Here is a 21,695-nt window from a genome sequence, read left to right as displayed (position 1 = left end):
GGCTGTTCCGGATTGGCCCGGCGACGGCATGCGATCGCTTGACCAAATGGAGCCTTCGTGGCCCGGGGGACACGCGTCTTTGCTCCTCTGTAGGCGCCGGGGCCGATCCGCCTTGCCAAGACCGCCCGCGACGGCCGTTGCCCGGGACAGCGGGCGCCTCGCGATTCCAGCCGACAAGCCCACGATCGGCGGAAAGTGCGCCGATGCAATCGCGGGCGTCTTCCTCAGGCGTCCCGGTCGCGCCTGAAGCGCCGGGTCGTGCCGGTTTTGCCGATTGCCGCGCCGCGGGACATGACCCATACTCTGCGCCACCACCAAATCCGACCGGACAGCGCCGAGGCCTGACAGCGGGAGGGTTGAGTGGCGGAAGGAGCGGGTCATGGCAGAAACCAAGCAGCGCGTCGCAACCGTCGATCCGGTCTGGACAAGGATTTGCGACGAGGCGGAAGAGGCCATCCGCTCCGAGCCCCTGCTTGGGGCACTGATCCATTCCGGCCTTCTTCACCATGCCACCTTCGAGCGGGCGCTTGCCTACCGCTTCTCGCTGAAACTCGCCTCGGGCGAGATGAGCGAGCAGATCCTGCGCGAGATCGCCGATGAAGCCTATGGCGATGACCCAACCCTTGGGGCCGCCGCACGGGCCGACCTGATGGCGGTCTATGAGCGCGACCCGGCCTGCCACCGCTTCCTGCAGCCGATCCTCTTCTTCAAGGGCTACCAGGCCGTCGAGGCCTATCGTATCGGCCACTGGCTTTGGCAGCGTGGCCGGCGAGACATGGCCTATTTCGTGCAGATGCGGGTCAGCGAGGCCTTCGGCGTGGACATCCACCCCGCCGCAGCCATCGGCCGCGGCATCATGATCGACCACGCCCATTCCATCGTCATCGGCGAAACCGCCGTGGTCGGTGACAACGTCTCGATGCTGCATTCAGTCACCCTCGGCGGCACCGGCAAGGAAGACGGTGATCGCCACCCCAAGATCGGCAACGGCGTGCTGATCGGCGCCGGCGCCAAGGTCCTGGGCAACATCCACGTCGGCCATTGCTCGCGTATCGCTGCGGGTTCGGTCGTGCTGGAGGACGTTCCTCCCAACACCACTGTCGCCGGCGTGCCCGCCCGCGTGGTTGGCAAGGCCGGCTGCGAGCAACCCGCGCTGACCATGGACCAGTTGCTCCAGCACGAGTGACCGCAGCCGCATGTCCCTTCTCTTCCGGGCGAAACGCATGGCCTACACGGCCGTCACCAAGGTGGCGGGGGATGCCGTGTCGCTTTTCGTGCGCATCGTCACCGCCCCGCGTGCCATCTGGGCAGGGTCACTGCCGATCGCGGGTCCCCGGGTCTATTTCGCCAACCACACCTCGAATGCAGACTTCGTCCTGATCTGGACGCTGCTCCCCCCTGTCCTGCGCCGGCGCACCCGCCCCGTTGCTGCGCTGGACTACTGGCTGACCTCGCCGCTACGCGCCTTTTTCGGCCGCGACGTTTTCCGCGCCGTCCTCATCGACCGCCGCCCGGAGGCGCGCAGCGAGGACCCCGTCGCCCAGATGATTGCCACGCTCGACGCGGGCTCGGCGTTGATCATGTTCCCTGAGGGCAAGCGCAACACCTCGGATGCGCCGCTATTGCCGTTCAAGTCCGGCCTATACCACCTGGCCCGCCAACGCCCCGAGATCGACCTCATTCCGGTCTGGATCTCGAACCTCAACCGCGTCATGCCCAAGGGCGAGATCGTGCCGGTGCCGCTGATCTGCACCGTCACCTATGGTGCGGCCGTTCGGATCAATCCGGACGAGCCGAAAGAGAACTTCCTCGCCCGCGCTTCGGCCGCGCTTGGCGCCCTGCATGAGCCACGGCCGTGACCTCCGCCGCAGCACCTGCCCTCACCCTGCTGCTTCTCGGCGTCGGCGCTCTGCTGATCCTCGCCACCGCCATCGGCCAGGTCTTGCGTGAGACGCTCGCGCCCGACGGCTCGAACCCGGTGGTCGAGAACCTGAACGCCCGAATCGCAGCCTGGTGGGCTATGGTGGCACTGCTGGCGATCGCCTTCCTTGCCGGCCGCATCGGCGTGGTGGTGCTGTTCGGCATCCTCTCCTTCTCGGCGCTGCGCGAATTCCTCACTCTGACCACCAAGAGCGTGGCCGACCATTGGTCGCTGGCCGCTGCCTTCTTCGTGATCCTGCCGTTCCAGTATTTCCTGGTCGGCATCGACTGGTACGGCTTCTACGCGATCTTCGTGCCGGTCTATGTCTTCCTCCTCCTGCCGGTGATCTCGGCCCTGCGCGGCCGCCCCGATCGCTACCTTGATCGGGTGGCGGAAACGCAATGGGCGCTGATGATCTGCATCTACTGCATCAGCCACGTCCCCGCGCTGCTCTACCTGCAATTCCCCGGCTTCGACGGCCGCAACGTCCTTCTGATCGCCTACCTAATCTTCGTGGTGCAGTTCTCGGACGTAATGCAATACGTCTGGGGCAAGACGCTAGGCCGCCACCTGATCGCCCCCGCGCTGTCGCCCTCGAAGACCTGGGAGGGCGCCATCGGCGGCATCGCCTCAGCGGTTCTGGCCGGGGCAGGGCTGTGGTGGCTCACCCCGTTCACGCCGCTGCAGTCGGCCGCGATGAGCCTGGTCATCTGTCTTATGGGCTTTTTCGGCGGCCTCGTCATGTCTGCGATCAAGCGCGACAAGGGGGTCAAGGATTGGGGCCACCTCATCGCTGGGCACGGCGGCTTCATCGACCGGCTCGACAGCGTGATCTTCGCCGCGCCGATCTTCTTTCATCTCACCCGCTACTTCTGGTCCACCACATGACCCAAGGTCGCACCGCGCACCAACTCGTCGGCAAGGGAACGCCCGCTGCGGCCCCCAGGCCCCGCCGCCAGGTTCCGGGCGCAGACGGCGCAGGCGACCGCCTTGCCGCGTGCCGCCCGCGCCGTCTTGTTCCGGGTGCGGCCTCACACCGCCGCGACTGTCGTGCCCTCACGCCCGGCCACCGGTCTTCCGCCCCTCCGGCTCAGGTTTCCTGCCCACCTGCCTGGGGCAGGCTTACCGAGATCAACCCTGCTGCCTTCCACACGGAGAAATACCCCACGGGGGTGCGGGGGTGTGAAACCCCCGCCTCTGACGCCGGGCCCGTGCGCAAGGCAGCCCTGCTCTGCCCCACAGCGCAGGGCGCGCCGCGATGACCGGCCCGGCTTCGCGCCGCCCGCTGGACACCCGCAGCGCACCCTGGGCGCGCGCCCTCGCCGCCCGCCTGGTCGCTGCCGGCATCTCGCCCAACCGCATCTCGGCCGCCTCGGTCGGCTTCGCGCTGCTCGGCTTTCTCTGCTACTGGACCGCCGCCACCAGCGGCCGCCTGGCCGAGGCGCTGCTGCTCCTGCTCGCCGCCGCCGCCATCCAGGCCCGGCTCCTGTGCAACCTGATGGATGGCATGGTCGCCATCGAGGGCGGCCGCGCCTCACGCAGCGGCGCCTTCTGGAACGAAGCCCCCGACCGTGCCGCGGACATCCTGCTCTTGTGGGGGGCGGGTCTTGCCGCGCATCACCCCGCCCTCGGCCTTGGCGCCGCCAGCCTCGCCGTCGCCACCGCCTACCTGCGCGAACTCGGCCGGGCCGAGGGCCTGGCCCCCGATTTCTCCGGCCCGATGGCGAAACCCCATCGCATGGCTGCGCTGACGCTGGGCAGCCTGATTGCTGCCCTCTACGCGCCGGCCTGGACGCTCGCGGTCACGCTCTGGATCATCCTCGCCGGCACCGCCATCACGATCCTGCGCCGTTCGGTCCGGCTGCGCGCCGCGCTCGGCGGCCGGTGAACAAAAGGGCGCATCGACGCCCCCTTTCATCTGTCCGGAAAATATCCCACGGGGGTGCGGGGGTGTGAAACCCCCGCCTGCCCGGCGTCAGGCCAAGAGCGAGATCGGGTTCTCCAGCCCCTCGACGATCGCCTTCATCACCGTGGCCCCCAACGCCCCGTCGATCACCCGGTGATCGACCGACAGCGTCAGCGACATCACCGTCGCCACGCCCACCGATCCATCGGCCAGCACCACCGGCCGTTTCACCCCTGCGCCGACGGCCAAGATCGCCCCATGCGGCGGGTTGATGACCGCATCGAAGTTCTCGATCCCCATCATCCCCAGATTCGAGACGGCAAAGCTGCCTCCCATGTACTCCTGCGGTGCCAGTCGCTTGGCCTTGGCCCGCGCCGCCAGGTCCTTCATCTCGGCCGACAGCACGCTCATGCTCTTGGCCTCGGCGTCGCGGATCACCGGCGTGAACAGCCCGCCCTCGACCGCCACGGCGACGGCCACGTCCGAAGGCCTCAGCTTCAGAATCCGGTCCCCCGCCCAGACCGCATTGGCATCTGGCACCGCCTGCAGGGCCACCGCACAAGCCTTGATGATGAAGTCGTTGACGGATAGCTTCACCCCCCGCGCCTCAAGCCCGCGGTTCATCTGCTCGCGCAAGGCCAGCAATGCATCCAGCCGAACCTCGCGGCGCAGGTAGAAATGCGGGATGGTCTGCTTGGCCTCGGTCAACCGCGCGGCGATGGTGCGGCGCATGCCATCCAGCGGCATCTCGGTATAGGCGCGGTCGGCGTACATTTTCATCACGGTCTCGGCCGCCATGCCCGTGGGCATCGCCACCTTGGCCGGGGCAGGGGTCTCGGCCGCCGCCACCGGGGCAGCCGCCACGGGCGCAACGCCGGGCTTGGCCCCTTCGACATCCTCCTTCACGATCCGGCCATGCGGGCCCGAACCCTTGAGAGCGCCCAGATCGACGCCCTTCTCGCGCGCGATCCGCCGCGCCAGCGGCGAGGCAAAGACCCGCGGCCCCGAAGCGGCGGCCGCGACGGGGGCAGGCGCCGCAAATGGCACCGAAACGGGGGCGGTATCCGGGGCTGGAGCCGCCTCCGCAGGCGCGGCAGAGGCGTCCTCGCCGTCCTCCAGCAGCACCGCGATGGGCGTGTTCACCTTCACCCCCGCCGTTCCCTCGGCCACCAGCAGCTTACCGACAACCCCCTCATCGGTCGCTTCGAATTCCATCGTCGCCTTGTCGGTCTCGATCTCGGCCAGCACCTGGCCTGCCTTGACCGCATCGCCTTCCTTGACCAGCCACTTCGACAGCGTCCCCTCCTCCATTGTGGGGGACAACGCGGGCATCAGGATCTCGACAGCCATGCTCCCCTCCCTCAGCGGTAGCAGACGGATTTGACCGCGGCGACCACCTCGGCCGGCGTGATCAGCGCCAGCCGCTCCAGGTTCGCGGCATAGGGCATAGGAACATCCTTGCCGGTGCAGGTCACCACCGGCGCATCCAGATAATCGAAGGCCCGCTGCATGATCGTGCTGGCCAGATGGTCGCCGATCGACCCCACCGGAAAGCCCTCTTCCACCGTCACGCAGCGGTTGGTCTTCTGAACCGATGCCAGGATGGTGTCATAGTCGATCGGCCGCAGGGTGCGCAGATTGATCACCTCGGCGCTGATGTCGTCCTTCGCCAGTTGCTCGGCCGCGGCCAGCGCATGCGCCATGCCTATTCCAAAGCTGACCAGCGTCACATCCGAGCCCTCGCGCCAGATGCTGGCCTTGCCGAAGGGCACGGTGAAATCGCCCTCGGCTGGCACCTCGAAGACGCGGCCATAGAGGATCTCGTTCTCCAGGAAGACCACCGGGTTCGGGTCGCGGATCGCGGTCTTCAAGAGCCCCTTCGCGTCTGCCGCCGAATAGGGCATGCAGACCTTCAGCCCCGGAATCGCCGCATACCAGGCCGCGAAGTCCTGACTGTGCTGCGCGCCGACCCGCGCCGCCGCCCCGTTCGGGCCGCGGAACACCATCGGGCTGCCCATCTGCCCACCCGACATGTACAGCGTCTTGGCGGCCGAGTTGATGATATGGTCGATCGCCTGCAAGGCGAAGTTGAAGGTCATGAACTCGACGATCGGCTTCAGGCCGGCCCAGCTGGCCCCGGTGGCGATGCCGGCAAAGCCCATCTCGGTGATCGGCGTATCCACCACCCGGCGGGCGCCGAATTCGTCCAGCAAGCCTTGCGAAATCTTGTAGGCGCCCTGGTATTCGCCCACCTCCTCGCCCATCAGGAAGACCGTGGGGTCGGCGCGCATCTCCTCGGCCATCGCCTCGCGCAGGGCCTCACGCACCGTCATAGTCTTGGTCGGCACATTCTCGGGCAGATCGGAGTGTGGCCAGCCCCTTGCGGCTGCCACCGGGGCAAGGGCAGGGGCCGCAACCGCCGCAACCGCAACCGGAGCCGCGGCCGCAACAGCCGTGACCGGAGCCGGCGTCTCCCCTGCCGGCACGGTCTCGCCCGCCTCGACCAGCACCGCGATAGGCGTGTTCACTTTCACTCCGGCGGTTCCCTCGGCCACCAAGAGCTTGCCCACTGTTCCCTCGTCCGAGGCCTCGAATTCCATCGTCGCCTTGTCGGTCTCGATCTCGGCGATCACCTGGCCGGCCTTTACCGCCTGACCTTCCTTGACCAGCCACTTCGCCAGCGTGCCCTCTTCCATGGTCGGAGAAAGCGCGGGCATCAGAACCTGCGTAGCCATCCTCGATGCCCCCCTTATGCCCAGATATCCGTCCAGAGTTCGCTCAGCGGCGGCTCCGGGCTTTCCTTCGAGAACTCGGCCGCTTCGTTCACCAGCGCCTTGATCTCCTTGTCGATGGCCTTCAGGTCGTCGTCCGAGGACAGCCCGCCCTGGGTCAGCAGATCGCGGACATGCTCGATGCAGTCCTTCTCGGTCTTGATCTTCTCGACCTCCTCGCGGGTGCGGTACTTGGCCGGGTCGCTCATCGAGTGGCCGCGGTAGCGATAAGTCATCATCTCCAGGATATATGGCCCCTTGCCGGCGCGGCAGTGCGCCACCGCCTTCTCGCCCGCGGCCTTGACCGCCATCACGTCCATCCCGTCGACGGCCTCGCCCGGAAGACCGTATGCCACGCCGCGGCCATGCAGCGTGATCGACCGCGTCGCCCGCTTGACCGACGTGCCCATCGCATACTGGTTGTTCTCGATGACAAATACCGCCGGCAGCTTCCACAGCTCGGCCATGTTGTAAGTCTCATAGACCTGGCCCTGGTTGGCCGCACCGTCGCCGAAATAGACAAAACTCACGTTGTCGTTGCCCAGGTACTTGTCGGCAAAGGCCAAGCCTGCGCCCAAGGGCACCTGCGCGCCCACGATTCCGTGCCCGCCGTAGAAGTGGCGCTCTTTCGAGAACATGTGCATGCTCCCGCCCTTGCCCTTGGAATAGCCGCCGATCCGCCCCGTCAGTTCTGCCATCACGCCCTTTGGGTCCATCCCGCAGGCCAGCATGTGGCCGTGGTCGCGATAGCTGGTGATGCGCTTGTCACCGGGTTTGGCCGCCGCCTCCAGGCCCACGACCACCGCCTCTTGCCCGATGTAGAGGTGGCAGAAGCCACCGATCAGCCCCATCCCGTACAGCTGGCCCGCCTTTTCCTCGAACCGGCGGATCAAGAGCATGTCGCGGTAATAGCGCAGCAATTCGTCCTTCTGGACATTGTGCCGGGTTTCGGCTGTCTTCGCCATGCGGCGCCCCCTCCAGTCAAAGGAATGGTTCAACGTTAAACCATTTCTACCGCATCGAAGAATGCGGGGCAAAGGGAAATTCAGCGGCAGTCTTCAGCCGGCAAGGTGTGGCGCAAGGCCATACACAAGCCATAAGTCTTGCAGACGTGCAGCAATCGCCGCGAGCGTGCGCCCCAATCGGCGGTTCGGTCAGCGAATGGTGATCTCGTCGGATCGCATGTAGCCAAGCACATCGCGGGCCTGCTGGTCCAGAAGGTCAAGATCCAGGAACTCGTCCGAGATGCGATGCGTCAGGTTCTGCATCTGTGCCAGATCCACCATCAGTCGGTCGCGCTCGGCGCGCAGGCTGTCGGCCTCGGCGCTGATCTCAACCCGGCGCAGCACGCCAAAATCGCCCTGCACCGCAGCGAAGGTGAAATAGACGCCCAGGGTGAAGGCCGCCGCGAAGTAGATAAGCCCGCCGATGTTCTGCCGCGCGCCTGCCTGGGTCATGACGATCCGCCTCGATTTGCCCCTCTTCCATGGGGGCATCCAACAAATCATTGCACAAGCAAGGCGCGAAGGGAATCCCCCAAAGCGCGGGATTCCCTGAATTATCGCCTCAACCGGCGATTGAAGCCGCATGAATCGACTCGATGGCGCCTTGCAGCGTCCGGTCGAACTCGGCCTCAGTCTGCTGCGCGCTCAGGCCTTCGGTCAGGGCGCGGCTGAAGCTGGCGATCACGCCGCGGTTCCGCGCCAGAAGGGCATTCGCCGTCTCGCGGCTGTGCCCCCCCGACAGCGCGACGACCTTCAGCACCTTCGGATGATCCACCAACGGGGCATAGAGGTTGTCCACCGTCGGCAAGCTGAGTTTCAGCATCACCTGCCGGGCCTCGGGAAGGTTCTCAAGACCTGCCAGCAAGGCTCTGAGCAGCAATGATTCCGCTTCGGCCTTGTCGGTGATCGAGATGGTCACCTCCGGCTCCAGGATCGGCATCAGCCCATGCGCCGCGACCTGCGCACCCACAGCAAACTGCTGGTCCACCACGGCCTGAATGCCCGTGGCATTGGCCGCCGAAATGACACTGCGTTCCTTGGTCCCGAAGATGCCCGCCTTCGCTGCCCGGTCCAGCAGGGCGTCCAGGTCCGGCATCGGCTTCATCAGTTGACAGCCGTCAACTTCTGCCTGCAACCCTTTGTCGATCTTCAGGAAAGGCACAACGCGGCGCTTGTCCCACAGGTAAGTGGCAGTGGGCATGCCGTCGATGCTGCGGTCCATGGTCTGTTCGAACAGGATCGCGCCGACAACTTTGCGTCCGTCAAAGGCGGGAGACTTGACGATCCGCGTCCGCATGGCGTGTATCAGGTCGTACATCCCGGCCTCGTCGGCCCAGGCGCTTTCATCCAGGCCATACAGTTTCAGGGCCTTGGGGGTTGACCCGCCGCTCTGGTCCAGCGCTGCGATGAAACCCAGTCCGGCGCGGATTTGCGCCGTCATCTCTGCCTTGTTCATGTGCCCGGTTCCCTTCTCGCGGTGTTTTCTACCGCATAACGAACCAGCCCGCGCCCCGCAATCACGGTCGCGCTAACAATCGCCTTGGAATCGGTCGCGCCGCCGGATCAGACGTTCAGCGCCGCCACACCGGGCAGGACCTTGCCTTCCATCCATTCCAGGAAGGCGCCGCCCGCGGTCGAAATGAAGGTGAAGTCGTCCGCCGCGCCGGCCTGGTTCAGCGCCGCCACCGTGTCGCCGCCCCCGGCGACCGAGATCAGGTGCCCCGCCGCCGTCAACCGTGCGGCCTCCTTGGCGGTGGCATTGGTCGCCGCGTCGAACGGCGTCAGTTCGAAGGCGCCAAGCGGGCCATTCCAGATCAGCGTCGCGCATTGAGACATCGCGGCCTTGATCCGCGCCACGGTCTCCGAGCCGGCATCCAGGATCATCCCGTCGGCCGGGCAGGCGGTCACCACCATGATGCTGCTGGGCGCATTGGCCTTGAACTCGTGCGCCACCACCACGTCCACTGGCAGGTGGATCTTGCAGCCCGCTTCCTTGGCCTTGGCCAGAATCTCGCGCGCGGTGTCGGCCATGTCGCGCTCGGCCAGCGACTTGCCGACCTCGATGCCCTGGGCCACCAGGAAGGTGTTCGCCATGCCGCCGCCGATCACCAGATGCTCAACCTTCGAGACAAGGTTGCCCAGCAGTTCCAGCTTGGTCGACACCTTGGCGCCGCCGACGACCGCCATCACCGGCCGCGCCGGATTGCCAAGTGCGGCGTCCAGCGCCTTCAGTTCCGCCTCCATCAGCCGCCCCGCCGCCTTGGGCAACAGCCGCGCCAGCGCCTCGGTCGAGGCATGTGCCCGGTGCGCGGCTGAAAAGGCGTCGTTCACATAGACATCGCCCAAGCGCGCCATGTCCGCCGCCAGAGCGGGGTCGTTCTTCTCTTCGCCGGCGTGAAAGCGGGTGTTCTCCAGCAAGACCACCTCGCCCGGGCCGGACGCCGCAATCGCCGTCTGCGCCGCCGCACCCACGCAATCGGTCCCGAACACCACCTTGCGCTTCAGCACCGCCTCGACCGCAGGAACGATCCGGCTCAGGCTCATCTCCGGCACCACCTTGCCCTTCGGCCGGTCAAAGTGGGCCAGCAGCACCACTTTGCCGCCGCGCGCGATGATGTCCTCGACCGTCGGCACGATCTTCTCGATCCGCGTCGCGTCGGTTACCTTGCCGTCTTCCATCGGAACATTGATGTCCACGCGAGTCAGTACGACCTTGCCGGCCAGCGCGACGTCATCGAGCGAATTCCAAGCCATCGGACTTCTCCTGTTCGGGTTTCGACCCTCTTGCCGCGCATTCGCCCCTGCCGTCAACCGATCACGCCCTTTTGTTCTTTCCCTTGCGGCGACCGGTCGCTACCTTCCGGCGACCCCAAAACCCGGAGACGACGGATGGCCGAGATCAAGGACCCCGAAAACACCATCATCCTGACGCTGAAGGACGGCGAAGTGGTGATCGAGCTGCTCAAGGACGTGGCACCCAAGCACAGCGAACGGATGAAACAGCTGGCCCGCGACAAGGCCTATGACAATGTCGCCTTCCACCGCGTGATCCAGGGCTTCATGGCGCAGACCGGCGACGTGGCGAATGCCAACATGGAAAGCGGCTACAATCCCGGCCGCGCCGGCACCGGCGGATCGAAATACCCCGACCTGCCGGCAGAGTTCTCCAAGCTGCCGCATGACCGCGGCACCATCGGTGCGGCGCGGTCGCAGAACCCGAACTCGGCCAACAGCCAGTTCTTCATCAACTTCAACGACAACCACTTTCTGAACGGGCAATACACCGTCTATGGCCGGGTGATTTCCGGCATGGACCACGTCGACAAGATCGCCCGGGGCGAGCCGCCGGCCAACCCCGACCGCATGATCACCGTCCGGGTGGCCGCCGATGTCGCGTAAGCTGGCGCTCGCCGCGGTCCTGCTGGCCGCCCCCGCCTTCGCCGAAGACGTGCCCGACCTGCCCGGCCCCAACCTGGTGATCGAAGTGGCGGGGCAGGCCAACGGCACCGTCGTCATCGACCTGCTGCCCGACGTGGCGCCCAAGCACGTCGCGCAGATCACCGCGCTGGCGGGGCAGGGCGCCTATGACAACGTGGTCTTCCACCGCGTCATCGACGGCTTCATGGCCCAGACCGGCGACGTGCAGAACGGCAAGGCTGGCGGCGACCTCGGCTCTGCCGGCACCGGCGGCTCGTCGTTGCCGGACATCCCGGCCGAATTCTCGAACCTGTCCTTCCAGCGCGGCATCGTCGGCATGGCCCGTGCGCAAGACCCGGATTCGGCCAACAGCCAGTTCTTCATCATGTTCGCCCCGGGCGATTTCCTCGACGGCCAGTATACCGTTGTCGGCCGGGTGATTTCTGGGATGGAAGTCGTCGACGCGATCAAGCGTGGCGACGGCGCGAACGGCGAGGTCTCGTCGGACCCCGACGTGATGGCCAAGGTCACCGTCCAGCCCTGACCCTTGTCTTCCACAGGGATTGACGCTATATTCCGTCAATCCCTGTGGAGGCTTCCATGTCCCTTGCCCTGGCCCGCGCCGCCGAAGGCCCCGGCTTCTCGCCCCGGCTGATCGCCGAACAGCTTCTGACCACGGTCGAGGATGTCGCCCGCTCCACCGGCCTGGGCCGCGATGCGCTGTCGCGCAAGGACCGCATCGGCACGCCCAAGACCCAGACCCGCCTGCGCGAGATGATGGAAATCCTTACCCGCGTCGCGCCGCGCTTCGGCTCTGACCTCATCGCCTATGCCTGGTACCGGTCCGAGCCGCTGTCCGGCTACGGCGGCCTGACCGCGATGCACCTTGTCCAGCAAGGCCGGGCGGCGGAAGTGGTGGACTACATCGACGCCATCGACGCCGGTCTTTACGCCTGATGCGGCTGCAGGCCGTTGTATACCGCGCGCTGAACCCGGTCTGGGTGGCTGATCCCCTGTCCGGCGAAGGCGCCCGCCGCCACGGCGGCCGCTTCAACCCCAAGGGCATGGCAGCCCTTTACTGCACGCTGGACCCGGTCACCGCCATCCGCGAAGTCAGCCAGATCGGCCAGCCCCTGCAACCGACGATCCTGGTCAGCTTCCAGGCCGACATCGAACCCATCTTCGACGCCACCAACCCGCAGGCGCTGCAGGCCCGGGGCCTGACCGCCGCCAGCCTTGCCGCCAACGACTGGCGCGCCCAAATGGCCGCCGGTGGTGAGGCCCCGACCCAGACCCTGGCCCGCACCCTGGCCGCCGAAGGCTACGCCGGCCTTCTTGCCCCCAGCTACGCCCGCCTCGCCCCGCCACAGGCCCGCAACCTGGTCCTCTGGCGCTGGACAGCCGAAACCCTGCGCCTGATCGACGACGAAGCCCGGCTCAGCCCTAAGGACTGACCCGCTTTTCATCTGTCCGAGAATATCCCGGGGGTCCGGGGGCAGCGCCCCCGGCGGCCTGCCAATCAGCGCAAGCCTCAGTCCAGCACCACCAGAGCGTGCCGCTTGCGCCCGGCGGTCAGCTTCACCGGCTCGACCAGATCGCCCGCCTTCAGCCGCAGCCCGGCATCGGTGATGATCTCGTCGTTCACCTTGGCGCCGCCCTCGAGGATCAGCCGCTTGGCGTCCTTGCCGCTGGCCGCCAGACCCGCCCGCACGAACAGCTGCACGATGCCGACGCCGTCCGCCATCTCCTCGGGCACCACCCGCACCGTCGGCAGGTCATCGCCCACGCCGCCTTTCTCGAACACCTCGCGCGCGGTGGATTCCGCCGCCACAGCCGCCGCCTCGCCATGCAGCAGCGCCGTCACCGCATTCGCCAGCACGATCTTGGCGCCGTTGATCTCGGCCCCGCCCAGGGCGCCCAGCCGGTCGCATTCGGCCACCGGCAGTTCGGTGTACAGCTTCAGGAACCGTCCCACGTCGGCATCCGTGGTATTGCGCCAGAACTGCCAGAATTCATACGCGCTCAGCATCTCGGCATTCAGCCAGACGGCGCCATTCAGGCTCTTGCCCATCTTGCGGCCGTCGCTGGTGGTCAGCAGCGGAGAGGTCAGGCCAAAGACCTCACCCTCGATGACCCGGCGCGTCAGGTCCACGCCATTGACGATGTTGCCCCACTGGTCGCTGCCGCCCATCTGCAACAGGCAGCCATACCGGCGGTAAAGCTCAAGGAAATCATAAGCCTGAAGGATCATGTAGTTGAATTCCAGGAATGACAGACTTTGTTCCCGGTCCAGCCGCGACTTGACGCTTTCGAAGGACAGCATCCGGTTGACGCTGAAATGCCGGCCGATGTCGCGCAGGAAACCGATGTAGTTCAGCGCGTCCAGCCATTCGGCGTTGTTCACCATCACCGCGTCGGTCGCGCCGTCGCCGAAGGCCACATAGGACGAGAACGCCCGCCTGATCCCGGCGATGTTGCTGTCGATCTGGGCATCCGTCAGCAAGGGCCGCTCTTCCGCCCGGAACGACGGATCGCCGATCTTGGTGGTGCCGCCGCCCATCAGCACGATCGGCTTGCCGCCGCATTTCTGCAGCCAGCGCAGCATCATGATCTGGATCAGGCTGCCGACGTGCAGGCTGGTCGCCGTCGCGTCAAAGCCGATATAGCCCGGCACAACACCCGCCCGGAACGCTTCGTCCAGCGCCTGATAGTCCGTGCAGTCGGCCACAAAGCCGCGCTCGGTCATCACGCGCAGGAAGTCGGATTTCGGATGGTAGGTCATGGGGCACCCGTGCTTAAAGGTGGCAGCGGTATAGCGGGGCAGGGGACGAAGGGAAAGATGGCGAAGGGCAGGGCGGATCAGGGCCCGATCTGGGTGCTAGGGGCCATGTCGGGCACCTCTCTGGACGGGGTCGACGCCGCGATGATCCTGACCGACGGGCACCGCGTTCTGGACTTCGGCCCCACCGCCTATCGCCCCTATACGCCCGCCGAACAGGCCACCCTGCGCGCCGCCCTAGGCCGCTGGCCCGGAGGGTCCGGCGTGGCCGAGGCGGCGGAGGTGGTGGAAACCGCCCATGCCGAACTGCTGTCGCGCTTTGACGGCGCCGCGCTGGTCGGCTTCCACGGCCAGACTCTGGCACATGATCCGCGCGGGCGGGGCACGCATCAGGCCGGCAACGGGGCGCTTCTGGCGCAGGTTCTGGGCCTGCCGGTGGTCTGGGACTTCCGCACCGCCGATGTGATGTTGGGCGGTCAGGGCGCGCCACTGGCGCCGTTCTACCACTTCGCGCTGGCGCGCCGGATCGGAGCGACCGCACCCATCGCCTTTCTCAACCTTGGCGGCGTCGGCAACCTGACCTGGGTCGACCCCGCCCAACCCGCGCCCGAGGTTCCCGGTGCGCTGCTGGCCTTCGACACCGGCCCCGCCAACGCCCCGATCAACGACCTGATGCGCAGACGTCTCAAGCGCGAACGCGACGAAGGCGGTGCCTTGGCCGCCGCGGGCCGGGTGAAACGGCAAGTGATCATGGACTTCCTGGGCCACCCCTTCTTCTTCAGGATGCCGCCCAAGTCTCTGGATAGAAATGATTTCCACGGCCTTCTTGACGCTGTCAGAAAGCTGGACGACGCCGATGCCGCCGCCACTCTGACCGCCGCCGTTGCCGCCGCCGTGGTGCGCGGGGCCGAGCACTTTCCATCCCCGATCACCCGTCTGCTGGTCACCGGTGGCGGTCGCCACAACGCCACGCTCATGCTCCATCTGTCTCGGCAGTTCTCCTGCCCGGTCGAACCGGTCGAGGCTGCGGGCCTTGATGGCGATATGTTGGAGGCCCAGGCTTTCGCCTTCCTTGCCGTGCGCGTGGCGCGCGGAATGCCGTCTTCCTGCCCCGCCACGACAGGGGTCCCGGCGGCGGTCGGCGGGGGGCAGATCAGCCGCCCCGACCGGGAGGGCTGACAAGATCCGCCGTGGAATTCGCCTGTGCTCAGCGCAAGGCATGGGTTCTGTCAAGGCTGAGCGATGTAGCCTTGCCTGCACTTGGCCGCGCTCGTCGGCAGGATCAAGCACGCACGCCAAGGCCTTGGTAAGAAAGGCTGGCTGCTTTGTGGTGGTTTCGCGATAAGATCGCGTCGTCCGACCCGCCAGACGATTCGCGGAAGGATGCGCAATGGCCGGAACAGGCCTCGCAGGGGACGGCACCGAAGAGGGGCAGGGGATGCAAGAGATCACAGACCTGGAACGTCGCATCACGGCCGCGCTGGACCGCATCGGCCGCGGCATAGATGCGCTGGACATCGCCGTTGTCGAGCCGCCCGCCGCAATCGATCTCGCCCCGGTGCCGGCCGCGACTGAGGGCGATGCCGCCACGTTGCGTGCCGAACTGGAAACCGAGCGCGCGGCGACCGCACAGCTGCGCGAACGCCTTCGCGCGGTGCGTGACCGCGAGACGCTGACGCGCTCGCAGCTGGAAGAGAAAGCCGAGAAGATGACCCGCCAGCTGGACGTGCAGGGGCTGGAACTGCAACGGATGCGCAAGACCGCAGTGCTGTTGCGCGAAGAGCTGCGCCGCCTGCGCGAGGCGCAGGAGGCGGGCACTGTCGATGCGGCGCAGATCAACCGCGCCATGCTGGCAGAGCTTGACGCGCTGCGTGCCACGCGGCTGTCGGAACTGGCCGAACTGGACGAGATTTCCGCGGCTCTGGACGAACACATCACGGAGGCGGAAAATGCCTGAGCTTGAGATCACCGTAGGCGGCCGACCCTTCCTGGTGTCCTGCCAGCCGGGGGAAGAGCATTTCCTGCGCGCTGCGGCGCAGCTTCTGGACAACGAGGCACAGCCGCTTCTCGCCTCGATGGGCCGGGTGCCCGAGGCGAAGATGCTGCTGATGGCCGGGTTGATGCTGGCCGACAAGGTGGCGGCAACGGACGACGAGTTGCGCCAGCTGCGCACCCGTGTCGCCGAGCTTGAGGGTCGCCCGGCGCCCGAGGCGCAGCGGGTCGAGGTGCCGGTGATCCCGCCGCAGGTGCCCGAGACCCTGGCCGAGATCGCCGCCTGGGCCGAGTCCCTTGCCGATCGTCTGGACGAGCGCCGCCGCGCATGATGCGCGCTGCTGCCGCCCTGCTGCCGGCCCTCGCCTTGCCTGCCGCGGCAGAGTTGCAGGTGGCGCCGGTCGACTACATCTGTGATGCCGGCGCGATGATCTCGACCGCCTATGTCAACGACGGCGAGACCTGGGCCGTGCTTGTGATGATCGAAGACCGCATGGCTCCGCTCTGGCAAGAGATGTCAGCCTCGGGCGCGCGCTATGGTGACCCAGCGGGCGGGCCTTCCTACGTCTGGTGGACCAAGGGGACCGAGGCCACGCTGTATTGGAAGGACGCCGCAGGGCAAGAGAGCGTAGTCCTACAGACCTGCGTCGAACAGGGTGTTGGCGAATAGCACCCGGGCAGAATACCCTTCGCGTGAAGAGGTCGCAAGAATTCCGGCTTGCTTTGGAAAAGCCGCTGCCAGCAATTGGCCCGGGCCTGGGCCGGTCAACATAACATCAGGCGTTGGCTTCGCGGATCTTGTTCGCGGCTTCCTTGTTGTAGGAAACCCCCTTGGCTTCGAACAACGTGTCCAACTCGCCCGACAGCGTCATCTCGGTGACGATGTCGCAGCCGCCCACGAACTCGCCCTTGACGTAAAGCTGCGGGATCGTCGGCCAGTCGCTGAAATCCTTGATGCCCTGGCGTACATCGGGGTTCTCCAGAACGTTCACGTCGACGAAATCGACGCCCATGTAGTTCAGCACTCCGGCCACGCGGCTGGAAAAGCCGCATTGCGGCATCATCTTGGTGCCCTTCATGTAAAGCACCACGTCGTTCTTTGTGATCGTCTCGCGGATCTGGTCCTGCGCGCCCATGCCTTGTCCCTTTCAGTCCGGAGCTTTTGTCGTCAGCGCCAGCGCGTGCAACTCGCCATGCGCGCCGTCCATCTTGCCCTTCAGGCTGGCATAGACCGCGCGCTGCTGCTGCACCCGGTTCATGCCGCGGAAGGACTCGTCGATCACTTCCGCCGCCCAGTGGTTGCCGTCGCCCGCAGTGTCGATCACGGTGATCTTGGCCTGCGGGAATGAGGTGCGTATCAGCGCCTCGATGTCTTCGGCTTCCATCGCCATCGGCGGCCTCGCTGCTTGCCTTTTCCCCGATGTAGAACGACGGGACAGAACCCGCAAGTGTGGTTCAGGTTTCGAAGGCCAGAAGATAGACGTCGCGCCGGTTCTTGTCCGCGGCGGGGCCGAAGGCGATGAAGGCGAAGGCGAAGTGGCCGAACTTTGCCTCGCCGATGGCAATGTCGGAACGGGCGGGCAGGTCCCACCAGGGGGCCTTGGAGATTTCCAGCTGAAAATCCTGCGGCTTGCCGGTTGAGTCGGCCTTCAAGGCCTTGGTCAGAAGGTCCAGGCCCTCACCGCTCATCTCCAGCCGGATTTGCACGAAGCGATCCTGAAACCCGCCTTGCAGCGCGCCGATCACTTCGGTGTCCCTGGGTAGCGGCTGGCCGGTCTCTGCTTCGATCAAGGCAATGGCGTCCAGGTCGCAAGTGCCGCGCAGGCAATCCGCACGGGCGGGCGCGCAATGCAGGACGGCCAATGCCAGAAGCAGAGAACGGCGGCGCAGCGTCATGGCGAACCTCATGTGACCTGGGGCGGGGCCATCCTGCCTGACCCCCACCCGCGCACCAGTAGGGAAACCCCTCGTCTCAGGTCGGCAGGCGCCGGGCTTGCCATTCTGCCCGCGACATGGCGAACATGTGCAGATCCACCGACCGGCCCAGGCAGGGCCGCCACCAGTGTTGCCGCAACACGCCCTCGCGCTGGCAGCCGGCGCGCCTATAGACCTTGATCGCCCGGGCGTTTTCAGCCGAGGCATCCAGCCAGACCCGCGCCGCGCCCAGGTCACGGAATGCGTAATCCAGCAGCGCCGCGAAGAAGGCGTCGCCCCGTCCGGCCCCCGCCCTGTCCAGCGCGATGCGGAACAGTTCCACCCGGCCCGAGGGGTCACCGATCTCGCGAAAGATGGCAAAGCCTTCCGGGCCGCCGCCGTCGTCAAGGATCAGCACCCGTGCGGCAGGGCTGTCCAGCCAGCGCTGCAACTGCGCCTCGTCATCGTCGCCGATGAACGGCGCATAGTCCGGATTGCCGGTCAGGCTGCGGATGAAGCCGAAGTCCGCCGCGGTTGCGGCACGCAGGCGCATCAGACCCCCAAAGCCGTCGCGAAAGCGGTGCGATACAGGCGCGACAGGTCCGCCATCGGCTCCGCCTCTGTGCCAAGGGCGAAATCATCGCCGCCGAACTGGCCTACCAGTGTCACCTTCACGCCCGCCGCCTGGCCGGCTGCTTTCAGGCCGTCCATCGTCTCGGGCGGAACCGCCAGCAGGTAACGCGCCTGATCTTCGCCGAAGTAGAACCGGATTTCAGCGGGGTAGAGCCACAGGCCCATGCCCGCCCCATCGGCCATCTCGAAGGCCGCCAAGGCCAGCCCGCCATCGGACAGGTCGGCGCAGGCGCGGAACGCCTTGCGGTTGGCGCGGATGAAGTTGCCAGTGCGCTTCTCGACCGCCAGATCCACCTGGGGGGCGTCGCCCGCCTCGATGCCGAAGGCTTCGGCCAGCAGGGCCGATTGCCCGAGGTGGCCGGTCGTCTCGCCGATCATCACTGCCAGGTCGCCGGTCTGCGGCCGCCCGGCGATCAACTCGTCCATGGTCTGCAGCAAGCCCACTGCGCCGATGGTCGGCGTTGGCAGGATGCCCGACCCATCGGTCTCGTTGTAAAGCGAGACGTTGCCCGACACGATGGGCATGTCCAGCGCAATGCAGGCCTCGCCAATGCCCTTCAGCGCGCCGACGAACTGGCCCATGATCTCGGGCTTTTCGGGGTTGCCGAAGTTCAGGTTGTCGGTGGTGGCCAGCGGCAGGGCGCCCACGGCGGTCAGGTTGCGATAGGCTTCTGCGACCGCCTGCCGGCCGCCCTGTACCGGGTTGGCCTTGACGTAGCGGGGCGTCACGTCGCTGGTGAAGGCCAGCGCCTTGCCGGTGCCATGCACCCGCACCACGCCCGCCGGCAGGCCCGGGGTGACCAGCGTGTCAGCGCCGACCTGGGCATCGTATTGCTCATAGACCCAGGCCTTGCTGGCATAGCTGGGCGAACCGATCAGCGCCTTGAGACCTTCAAGAGCGCCGATGGCCGGGACCTCGCCAAGGGGTGCCGGGGCAAGGGCCGCCACCCAGGGCCGGTCATACTCCGGTGCGCTTGAGGCCAATTTCGACAGGGGAAGGTCGGCCTTGATCTCATTGCCGTGCAGGATCAGGAAGCGGTCTTCCGGAATGGTCTCGCCGATGATGGCAAAGTCCAGGTCCCATTTGACGAAGATCGCCCGCGCCTCGGCCTCCATCTCGGGCTTCAGCACCATGAGCATCCGCTCCTGGCTTTCCGACAGCATCATCTCGTAGGCAGTCATCGCTGTTTCACGTTGCGGCACGTCATCCAGTTGCAGCCGGATGCCAAGGCCGCCCTTGTCGCCCATTTCCACCGCCGAACAGGTCAGGCCCGCAGCCCCCATGTCCTGAATGGAAATCACCGCGCCGCTGGCCATCAGTTCAAGGCAGGCTTCCAGCAGGCACTTTTCGGTGAAGGGGTCGCCCACCTGCACCGTGGGGCGTTTTTCCTCGATGGTCTCGTCAAATTCGGCCGATGCCATGGTGGCGCCGCCGACGCCGTCGCGGCCCGTCTTTGCGCCAAGGTAGACCACCGGCATCCCCACACCGCTGGCGGCCGAATAGAAGATGGCATCCGTCCGCGCGATGCCGGCGGCGAAGGCGTTGACCAGGCAATTGCCGTTGTAGCTGCGGTGGAAGCGGACCTCGCCGCCCACGGTCGGCACGCCAAAGGCATTGCCATATGCGCCGACTCCCTCGACCACGCCCTTGACCAGATGCGCGGTCTTGGGGTGCGACGGCAGGCCGAAGGACAGCGAATTCATCGCGGCAATGGGCCGCGCGCCCATGGTGAAGACGTCGCGCAGGATGCCGCCGACGCCGGTTGCTGCGCCTTGATGCGGCTCGATGTAGGATGGGTGATTGTGGCTCTCCATCTTGAAGATGACCGCATCGCCGTCACCGATGTCGACCACACCGGCGTTTTCGCCCGGGCCGCAGATGACCTGCGGGCCAGTGGTCGGCAGCTTGCGCAGGTGGATCTTCGACGACTTGTAGGAACAATGCTCGTTCCACATGGCCGAAAAGATGCCCAGTTCGGTGAACGAGGGCTCGCGGTTGATGATCTGCAGGATGCGGGCATATTCGTCGGGCTTCAGTCCGTGTGCCGCCACCAGTTCGGGGGTGATTTGGGGTTCGCTCATCACAGGGCCTCCGGTCGCGGCAAGGGATACGCGCGCGTCCTAGCCGATGCGGCACCAAGGCGAAAGGCCCCACAGCGTGGCCACCGGATGTGAATCGGTTCCAGTCCGCCGACGAGCGGGACTGAAAAAAGAGAGGCCGAGCAAAAGCTCGGCCCAAGTCCAACAGGGAGGTATGAGACGGGCAAGTTGCCTCGCAGAACGTCTCGACGCCTGATTTATGGGCTGCTCATGAATCGTGCAAGGCGCTGATTGCCGCAGGTGCAGCATTCCCGCCATGCATGTGTTGCATAACTGCCCGATGTCGGGACAATCAGGACTGCTGCCGCTTCCGGTATTCCTGGATCTCGTCCATCACAAAATCTCGGAAGGCAGCCACCCGCTTGGAATGCCGCAATTCCTCGGGGTAGGCCAGGAACACCGGCACCTCGCCGCTTTCCACGTCGTCCAGCACCCGCACCAGATGCGGGAAGCCCTCGGTCACGTAGTCGGGCAGCACGCCGATCCCGAGGTGATTCAGCACTGCCTGCAGCACGCCGAAGTAGTTGTTGACGTGCAGGGTCGAGGGGATTTCGTAGCTCATCAACTCGGCCACCAGCATGGCACCCGCCGCCACCTGCGGCGTGCCCGGGTGTTGGCAGATCAGCCGGTGCTGCGACATGTCCTCCATCAGTTCTGGCGTTCCATGCGCGGCCAGATATTCCGGCGTCGCGTAAAGCCGCATGCGGATCTGCATCAGCCGCTTGCGGATCAGGTCTGCCTGGCTGGGCTCTTTCATCCGGATCGCCACGTCCGCCTCGCGCATCGGCAAGTCGAGCACGCGCTCCTCCAGCATCAGGTCGATCTTCAGCGCCGGAAACTGCTCGTAAAGTCGCGCAAGGCGCGGCGCCAGCCAGAGCGTGCCGAAGCCGGTGGTCGTGGTCACCCGCAATTCGCCAAAGACCTCGTCCTCACTGTCGCGAATGCGTGCGGCGGCTGCGTCCAGCCGCTTTGCCATCTGCGTGGTGGCGTCGAACAGCAATTCGCCCTGTTCCGTCAGGATCAGCCCCCGCGCGTGGCGATGGAACAACGTCACGTTCAGGCTTTCCTCGAGTCCGCGGATCTGCCGGCTGACGGCCGACTGGCTCAGGTGCAAGACCTCGCCGGCATGCGTGAGGCTGCCCTTGTCGGCCACCGCATGGAAGATTCTCAGCTTGTCCCAGTCCATCCACGATCCCTTCGCGACCCACTCACCATAGCACGAGCCATGCGTATAGCGAAAACCTGTTCCATCAGGAAT

25 protein-coding genes are annotated in these 21,695 nt (G+C 66.2%); 12 read left to right on the top strand and 13 right to left on the bottom strand.

The genetic code is table 11. The features are described from left to right. Nucleotides 1–379: 379 nt before the first annotated feature. The 4 genes from cysE to LHP98_RS04225 all read left to right on the top strand — a co-directional run bounded on the left by cysE (nucleotide 380) and on the right by LHP98_RS04225 (nucleotide 3,809). On the top strand, nucleotides 380–1,186 hold the full coding sequence (gene cysE, locus LHP98_RS04240; protein WP_227251226.1) for a serine O-acetyltransferase: 807 nt from the start codon (nucleotides 380–382) through the stop codon (nucleotides 1,184–1,186). 37 nt (nucleotides 1,187–1,223) lie between these two features. Next, nucleotides 1,224–1,859: a lysophospholipid acyltransferase family protein gene (locus LHP98_RS04235; protein ID WP_227251225.1), complete on the top strand. Its 636-nt coding sequence runs from the start codon at nucleotides 1,224–1,226 to the stop codon at nucleotides 1,857–1,859. Beyond that, a complete protein-coding gene (locus LHP98_RS04230) occupies nucleotides 1,856–2,809 on the top strand; it encodes a phosphatidate cytidylyltransferase (RefSeq protein WP_227251224.1) in 954 nt (317 codons plus the stop codon). Before LHP98_RS04235 ends, LHP98_RS04230 begins: the two co-directional genes overlap by 4 nt. Nucleotides 2,810–3,179: 370 nt before the next feature. Beyond that, entirely contained in the window at nucleotides 3,180–3,809 is a 630-nt protein-coding gene (locus tag LHP98_RS04225; RefSeq protein WP_227251223.1) for a CDP-alcohol phosphatidyltransferase family protein, read from the top strand. A gap of 87 nt (nucleotides 3,810–3,896) precedes the next feature. Here LHP98_RS04225 and LHP98_RS04220 read toward each other — a convergent pair whose 3' ends face one another. The 6 genes from LHP98_RS04220 to LHP98_RS04195 form a co-directional block, all read right to left on the bottom strand. Next, entirely contained in the window at nucleotides 3,897–5,177 is a 1,281-nt protein-coding gene (locus LHP98_RS04220; RefSeq protein ID WP_227251222.1) for a 2-oxo acid dehydrogenase subunit E2, read from the bottom strand. Nucleotides 5,178–5,188: 11 nt separating this feature from the next. Then, nucleotides 5,189–6,562: a pyruvate dehydrogenase complex E1 component subunit beta gene (locus LHP98_RS04215; RefSeq protein WP_227251221.1), complete on the bottom strand. Its 1,374-nt coding sequence runs from the start codon at nucleotides 6,560–6,562 to the stop codon at nucleotides 5,189–5,191. 14 nt (nucleotides 6,563–6,576) lie between these two features. After that, a complete protein-coding gene (gene pdhA / locus LHP98_RS04210; RefSeq protein ID WP_227251220.1) occupies nucleotides 6,577–7,563 on the bottom strand; it encodes a pyruvate dehydrogenase (acetyl-transferring) E1 component subunit alpha in 987 nt (328 codons plus the stop codon). Nucleotides 7,564–7,752: 189 nt separating this feature from the next. Further along, nucleotides 7,753–8,055: an FtsB family cell division protein gene (locus tag LHP98_RS04205; protein ID WP_227251219.1), complete on the bottom strand. Its 303-nt coding sequence runs from the start codon at nucleotides 8,053–8,055 to the stop codon at nucleotides 7,753–7,755. Nucleotides 8,056–8,164: 109 nt separating this feature from the next. Next, nucleotides 8,165–9,058: a fructose bisphosphate aldolase gene (locus LHP98_RS04200; protein ID WP_227251218.1), complete on the bottom strand. Its 894-nt coding sequence runs from the start codon at nucleotides 9,056–9,058 to the stop codon at nucleotides 8,165–8,167. A gap of 107 nt (nucleotides 9,059–9,165) precedes the next feature. Then, nucleotides 9,166–10,356, bottom strand: coding sequence for a phosphoglycerate kinase (locus tag LHP98_RS04195; RefSeq protein ID WP_227251217.1), 1,191 nt, complete (start codon nucleotides 10,354–10,356; stop codon nucleotides 9,166–9,168). A gap of 135 nt (nucleotides 10,357–10,491) precedes the next feature. Between LHP98_RS04195 and LHP98_RS04190 the strand changes: the two genes are divergently transcribed. From LHP98_RS04190 to LHP98_RS04175, 4 genes are read left to right on the top strand one after another with little or no spacing between them, the layout of a single operon-like run. Further along, nucleotides 10,492–11,001, top strand: coding sequence for a peptidylprolyl isomerase (locus LHP98_RS04190; protein ID WP_227251216.1), 510 nt, complete (start codon nucleotides 10,492–10,494; stop codon nucleotides 10,999–11,001). Further along, a complete protein-coding gene (locus LHP98_RS04185) occupies nucleotides 10,991–11,563 on the top strand; it encodes a peptidylprolyl isomerase (RefSeq protein WP_227251215.1) in 573 nt (190 codons plus the stop codon). Before LHP98_RS04190 ends, LHP98_RS04185 begins: the two co-directional genes overlap by 11 nt. 56 nt (nucleotides 11,564–11,619) lie before the next feature. Beyond that, complete coding sequence (locus LHP98_RS04180) at nucleotides 11,620–11,976, top strand: antitoxin Xre/MbcA/ParS toxin-binding domain-containing protein (protein WP_227251214.1); 357 nt, start codon at nucleotides 11,620–11,622, stop codon at nucleotides 11,974–11,976. Continuing rightward, nucleotides 11,976–12,473, top strand: a complete 498-nt coding sequence (locus LHP98_RS04175; protein ID WP_227251213.1) for an RES family NAD+ phosphorylase — start codon at nucleotides 11,976–11,978, stop codon at nucleotides 12,471–12,473. The genes LHP98_RS04180 and LHP98_RS04175 overlap by 1 nt, the downstream gene beginning before the upstream one ends. Before the next feature lie 77 nt (nucleotides 12,474–12,550). On the opposite strand, the gene tyrS is transcribed toward LHP98_RS04175, so the two are convergent. Next, on the bottom strand, nucleotides 12,551–13,801 hold the full coding sequence (tyrS, locus tag LHP98_RS04170; RefSeq protein WP_227251212.1) for a tyrosine--tRNA ligase: 1,251 nt from the start codon (nucleotides 13,799–13,801) through the stop codon (nucleotides 12,551–12,553). Between the two features lie 57 nt (nucleotides 13,802–13,858). On the opposite strand from tyrS, the gene LHP98_RS04165 reads away from it, so the two are divergent. From LHP98_RS04165 to LHP98_RS04150, 4 genes are all read left to right on the top strand, one after another. Continuing rightward, a complete protein-coding gene (locus LHP98_RS04165) occupies nucleotides 13,859–14,977 on the top strand; it encodes an anhydro-N-acetylmuramic acid kinase (RefSeq protein ID WP_227251211.1) in 1,119 nt (372 codons plus the stop codon). Between the two features lie 259 nt (nucleotides 14,978–15,236). After that, nucleotides 15,237–15,755, top strand: coding sequence for a hypothetical protein (locus LHP98_RS04160; RefSeq protein ID WP_227251210.1), 519 nt, complete (start codon nucleotides 15,237–15,239; stop codon nucleotides 15,753–15,755). Further along, nucleotides 15,748–16,122 carry a cell division protein ZapA gene (locus LHP98_RS04155; RefSeq protein WP_227251209.1) on the top strand — a complete coding sequence of 125 codons (375 nt, stop codon included), beginning with the start codon at nucleotides 15,748–15,750 and terminating at the stop codon, nucleotides 16,120–16,122. Before LHP98_RS04160 ends, LHP98_RS04155 begins: the two co-directional genes overlap by 8 nt. Next, nucleotides 16,119–16,460, top strand: coding sequence for an MliC family protein (locus LHP98_RS04150; RefSeq protein WP_227251208.1), 342 nt, complete (start codon nucleotides 16,119–16,121; stop codon nucleotides 16,458–16,460). Before LHP98_RS04155 ends, LHP98_RS04150 begins: the two co-directional genes overlap by 4 nt. Nucleotides 16,461–16,566: 106 nt before the next feature. On the opposite strand, the gene grxD is transcribed toward LHP98_RS04150, so the two are convergent. The 6 genes from grxD to LHP98_RS04120 all read right to left on the bottom strand — a co-directional run bounded on the left by grxD (nucleotide 16,567) and on the right by LHP98_RS04120 (nucleotide 21,623). Continuing rightward, nucleotides 16,567–16,926 (bottom strand): Grx4 family monothiol glutaredoxin, encoded by a 360-nt coding sequence (gene grxD / locus LHP98_RS04145; protein ID WP_227251207.1) that lies wholly within the window; start codon nucleotides 16,924–16,926, stop codon nucleotides 16,567–16,569. 12 nt (nucleotides 16,927–16,938) lie between these two features. Beyond that, nucleotides 16,939–17,181, bottom strand: a complete 243-nt coding sequence (locus LHP98_RS04140; protein WP_227251206.1) for a BolA/IbaG family iron-sulfur metabolism protein — start codon at nucleotides 17,179–17,181, stop codon at nucleotides 16,939–16,941. 64 nt (nucleotides 17,182–17,245) lie between these two features. Further along, nucleotides 17,246–17,686 (bottom strand): hypothetical protein, encoded by a 441-nt coding sequence (locus LHP98_RS04135; protein WP_227251205.1) that lies wholly within the window; start codon nucleotides 17,684–17,686, stop codon nucleotides 17,246–17,248. Between the two features lie 76 nt (nucleotides 17,687–17,762). Further along, the gene (locus LHP98_RS04130; RefSeq protein ID WP_227251204.1) at nucleotides 17,763–18,257 is read right to left on the bottom strand and encodes a GNAT family N-acetyltransferase; all 495 of its coding nucleotides are present in this window, start codon (nucleotides 18,255–18,257) and stop codon (nucleotides 17,763–17,765) included. After that, the gene (gene purL, locus LHP98_RS04125) at nucleotides 18,257–20,419 is read right to left on the bottom strand and encodes a phosphoribosylformylglycinamidine synthase subunit PurL (RefSeq protein WP_227251203.1); all 2,163 of its coding nucleotides are present in this window, start codon (nucleotides 20,417–20,419) and stop codon (nucleotides 18,257–18,259) included. The genes LHP98_RS04130 and purL overlap by 1 nt, the downstream gene beginning before the upstream one ends. A 310-nt stretch (nucleotides 20,420–20,729) precedes the next feature. After that, on the bottom strand, nucleotides 20,730–21,623 hold the full coding sequence (locus LHP98_RS04120; protein WP_227251202.1) for a LysR family transcriptional regulator: 894 nt from the start codon (nucleotides 21,621–21,623) through the stop codon (nucleotides 20,730–20,732). Nucleotides 21,624–21,695 lie beyond the last annotated feature (72 nt).

This window comes from Rhodobacter sp. Har01, from assembly GCF_020564565.1.
Taxonomy (GTDB): Bacteria; Pseudomonadota; Alphaproteobacteria; order Rhodobacterales; family Rhodobacteraceae; genus Pseudogemmobacter.
The sequence above is the reverse complement of the archived record's forward strand: the minus strand, read 5'-3'. Positions and strand labels throughout refer to the sequence as shown.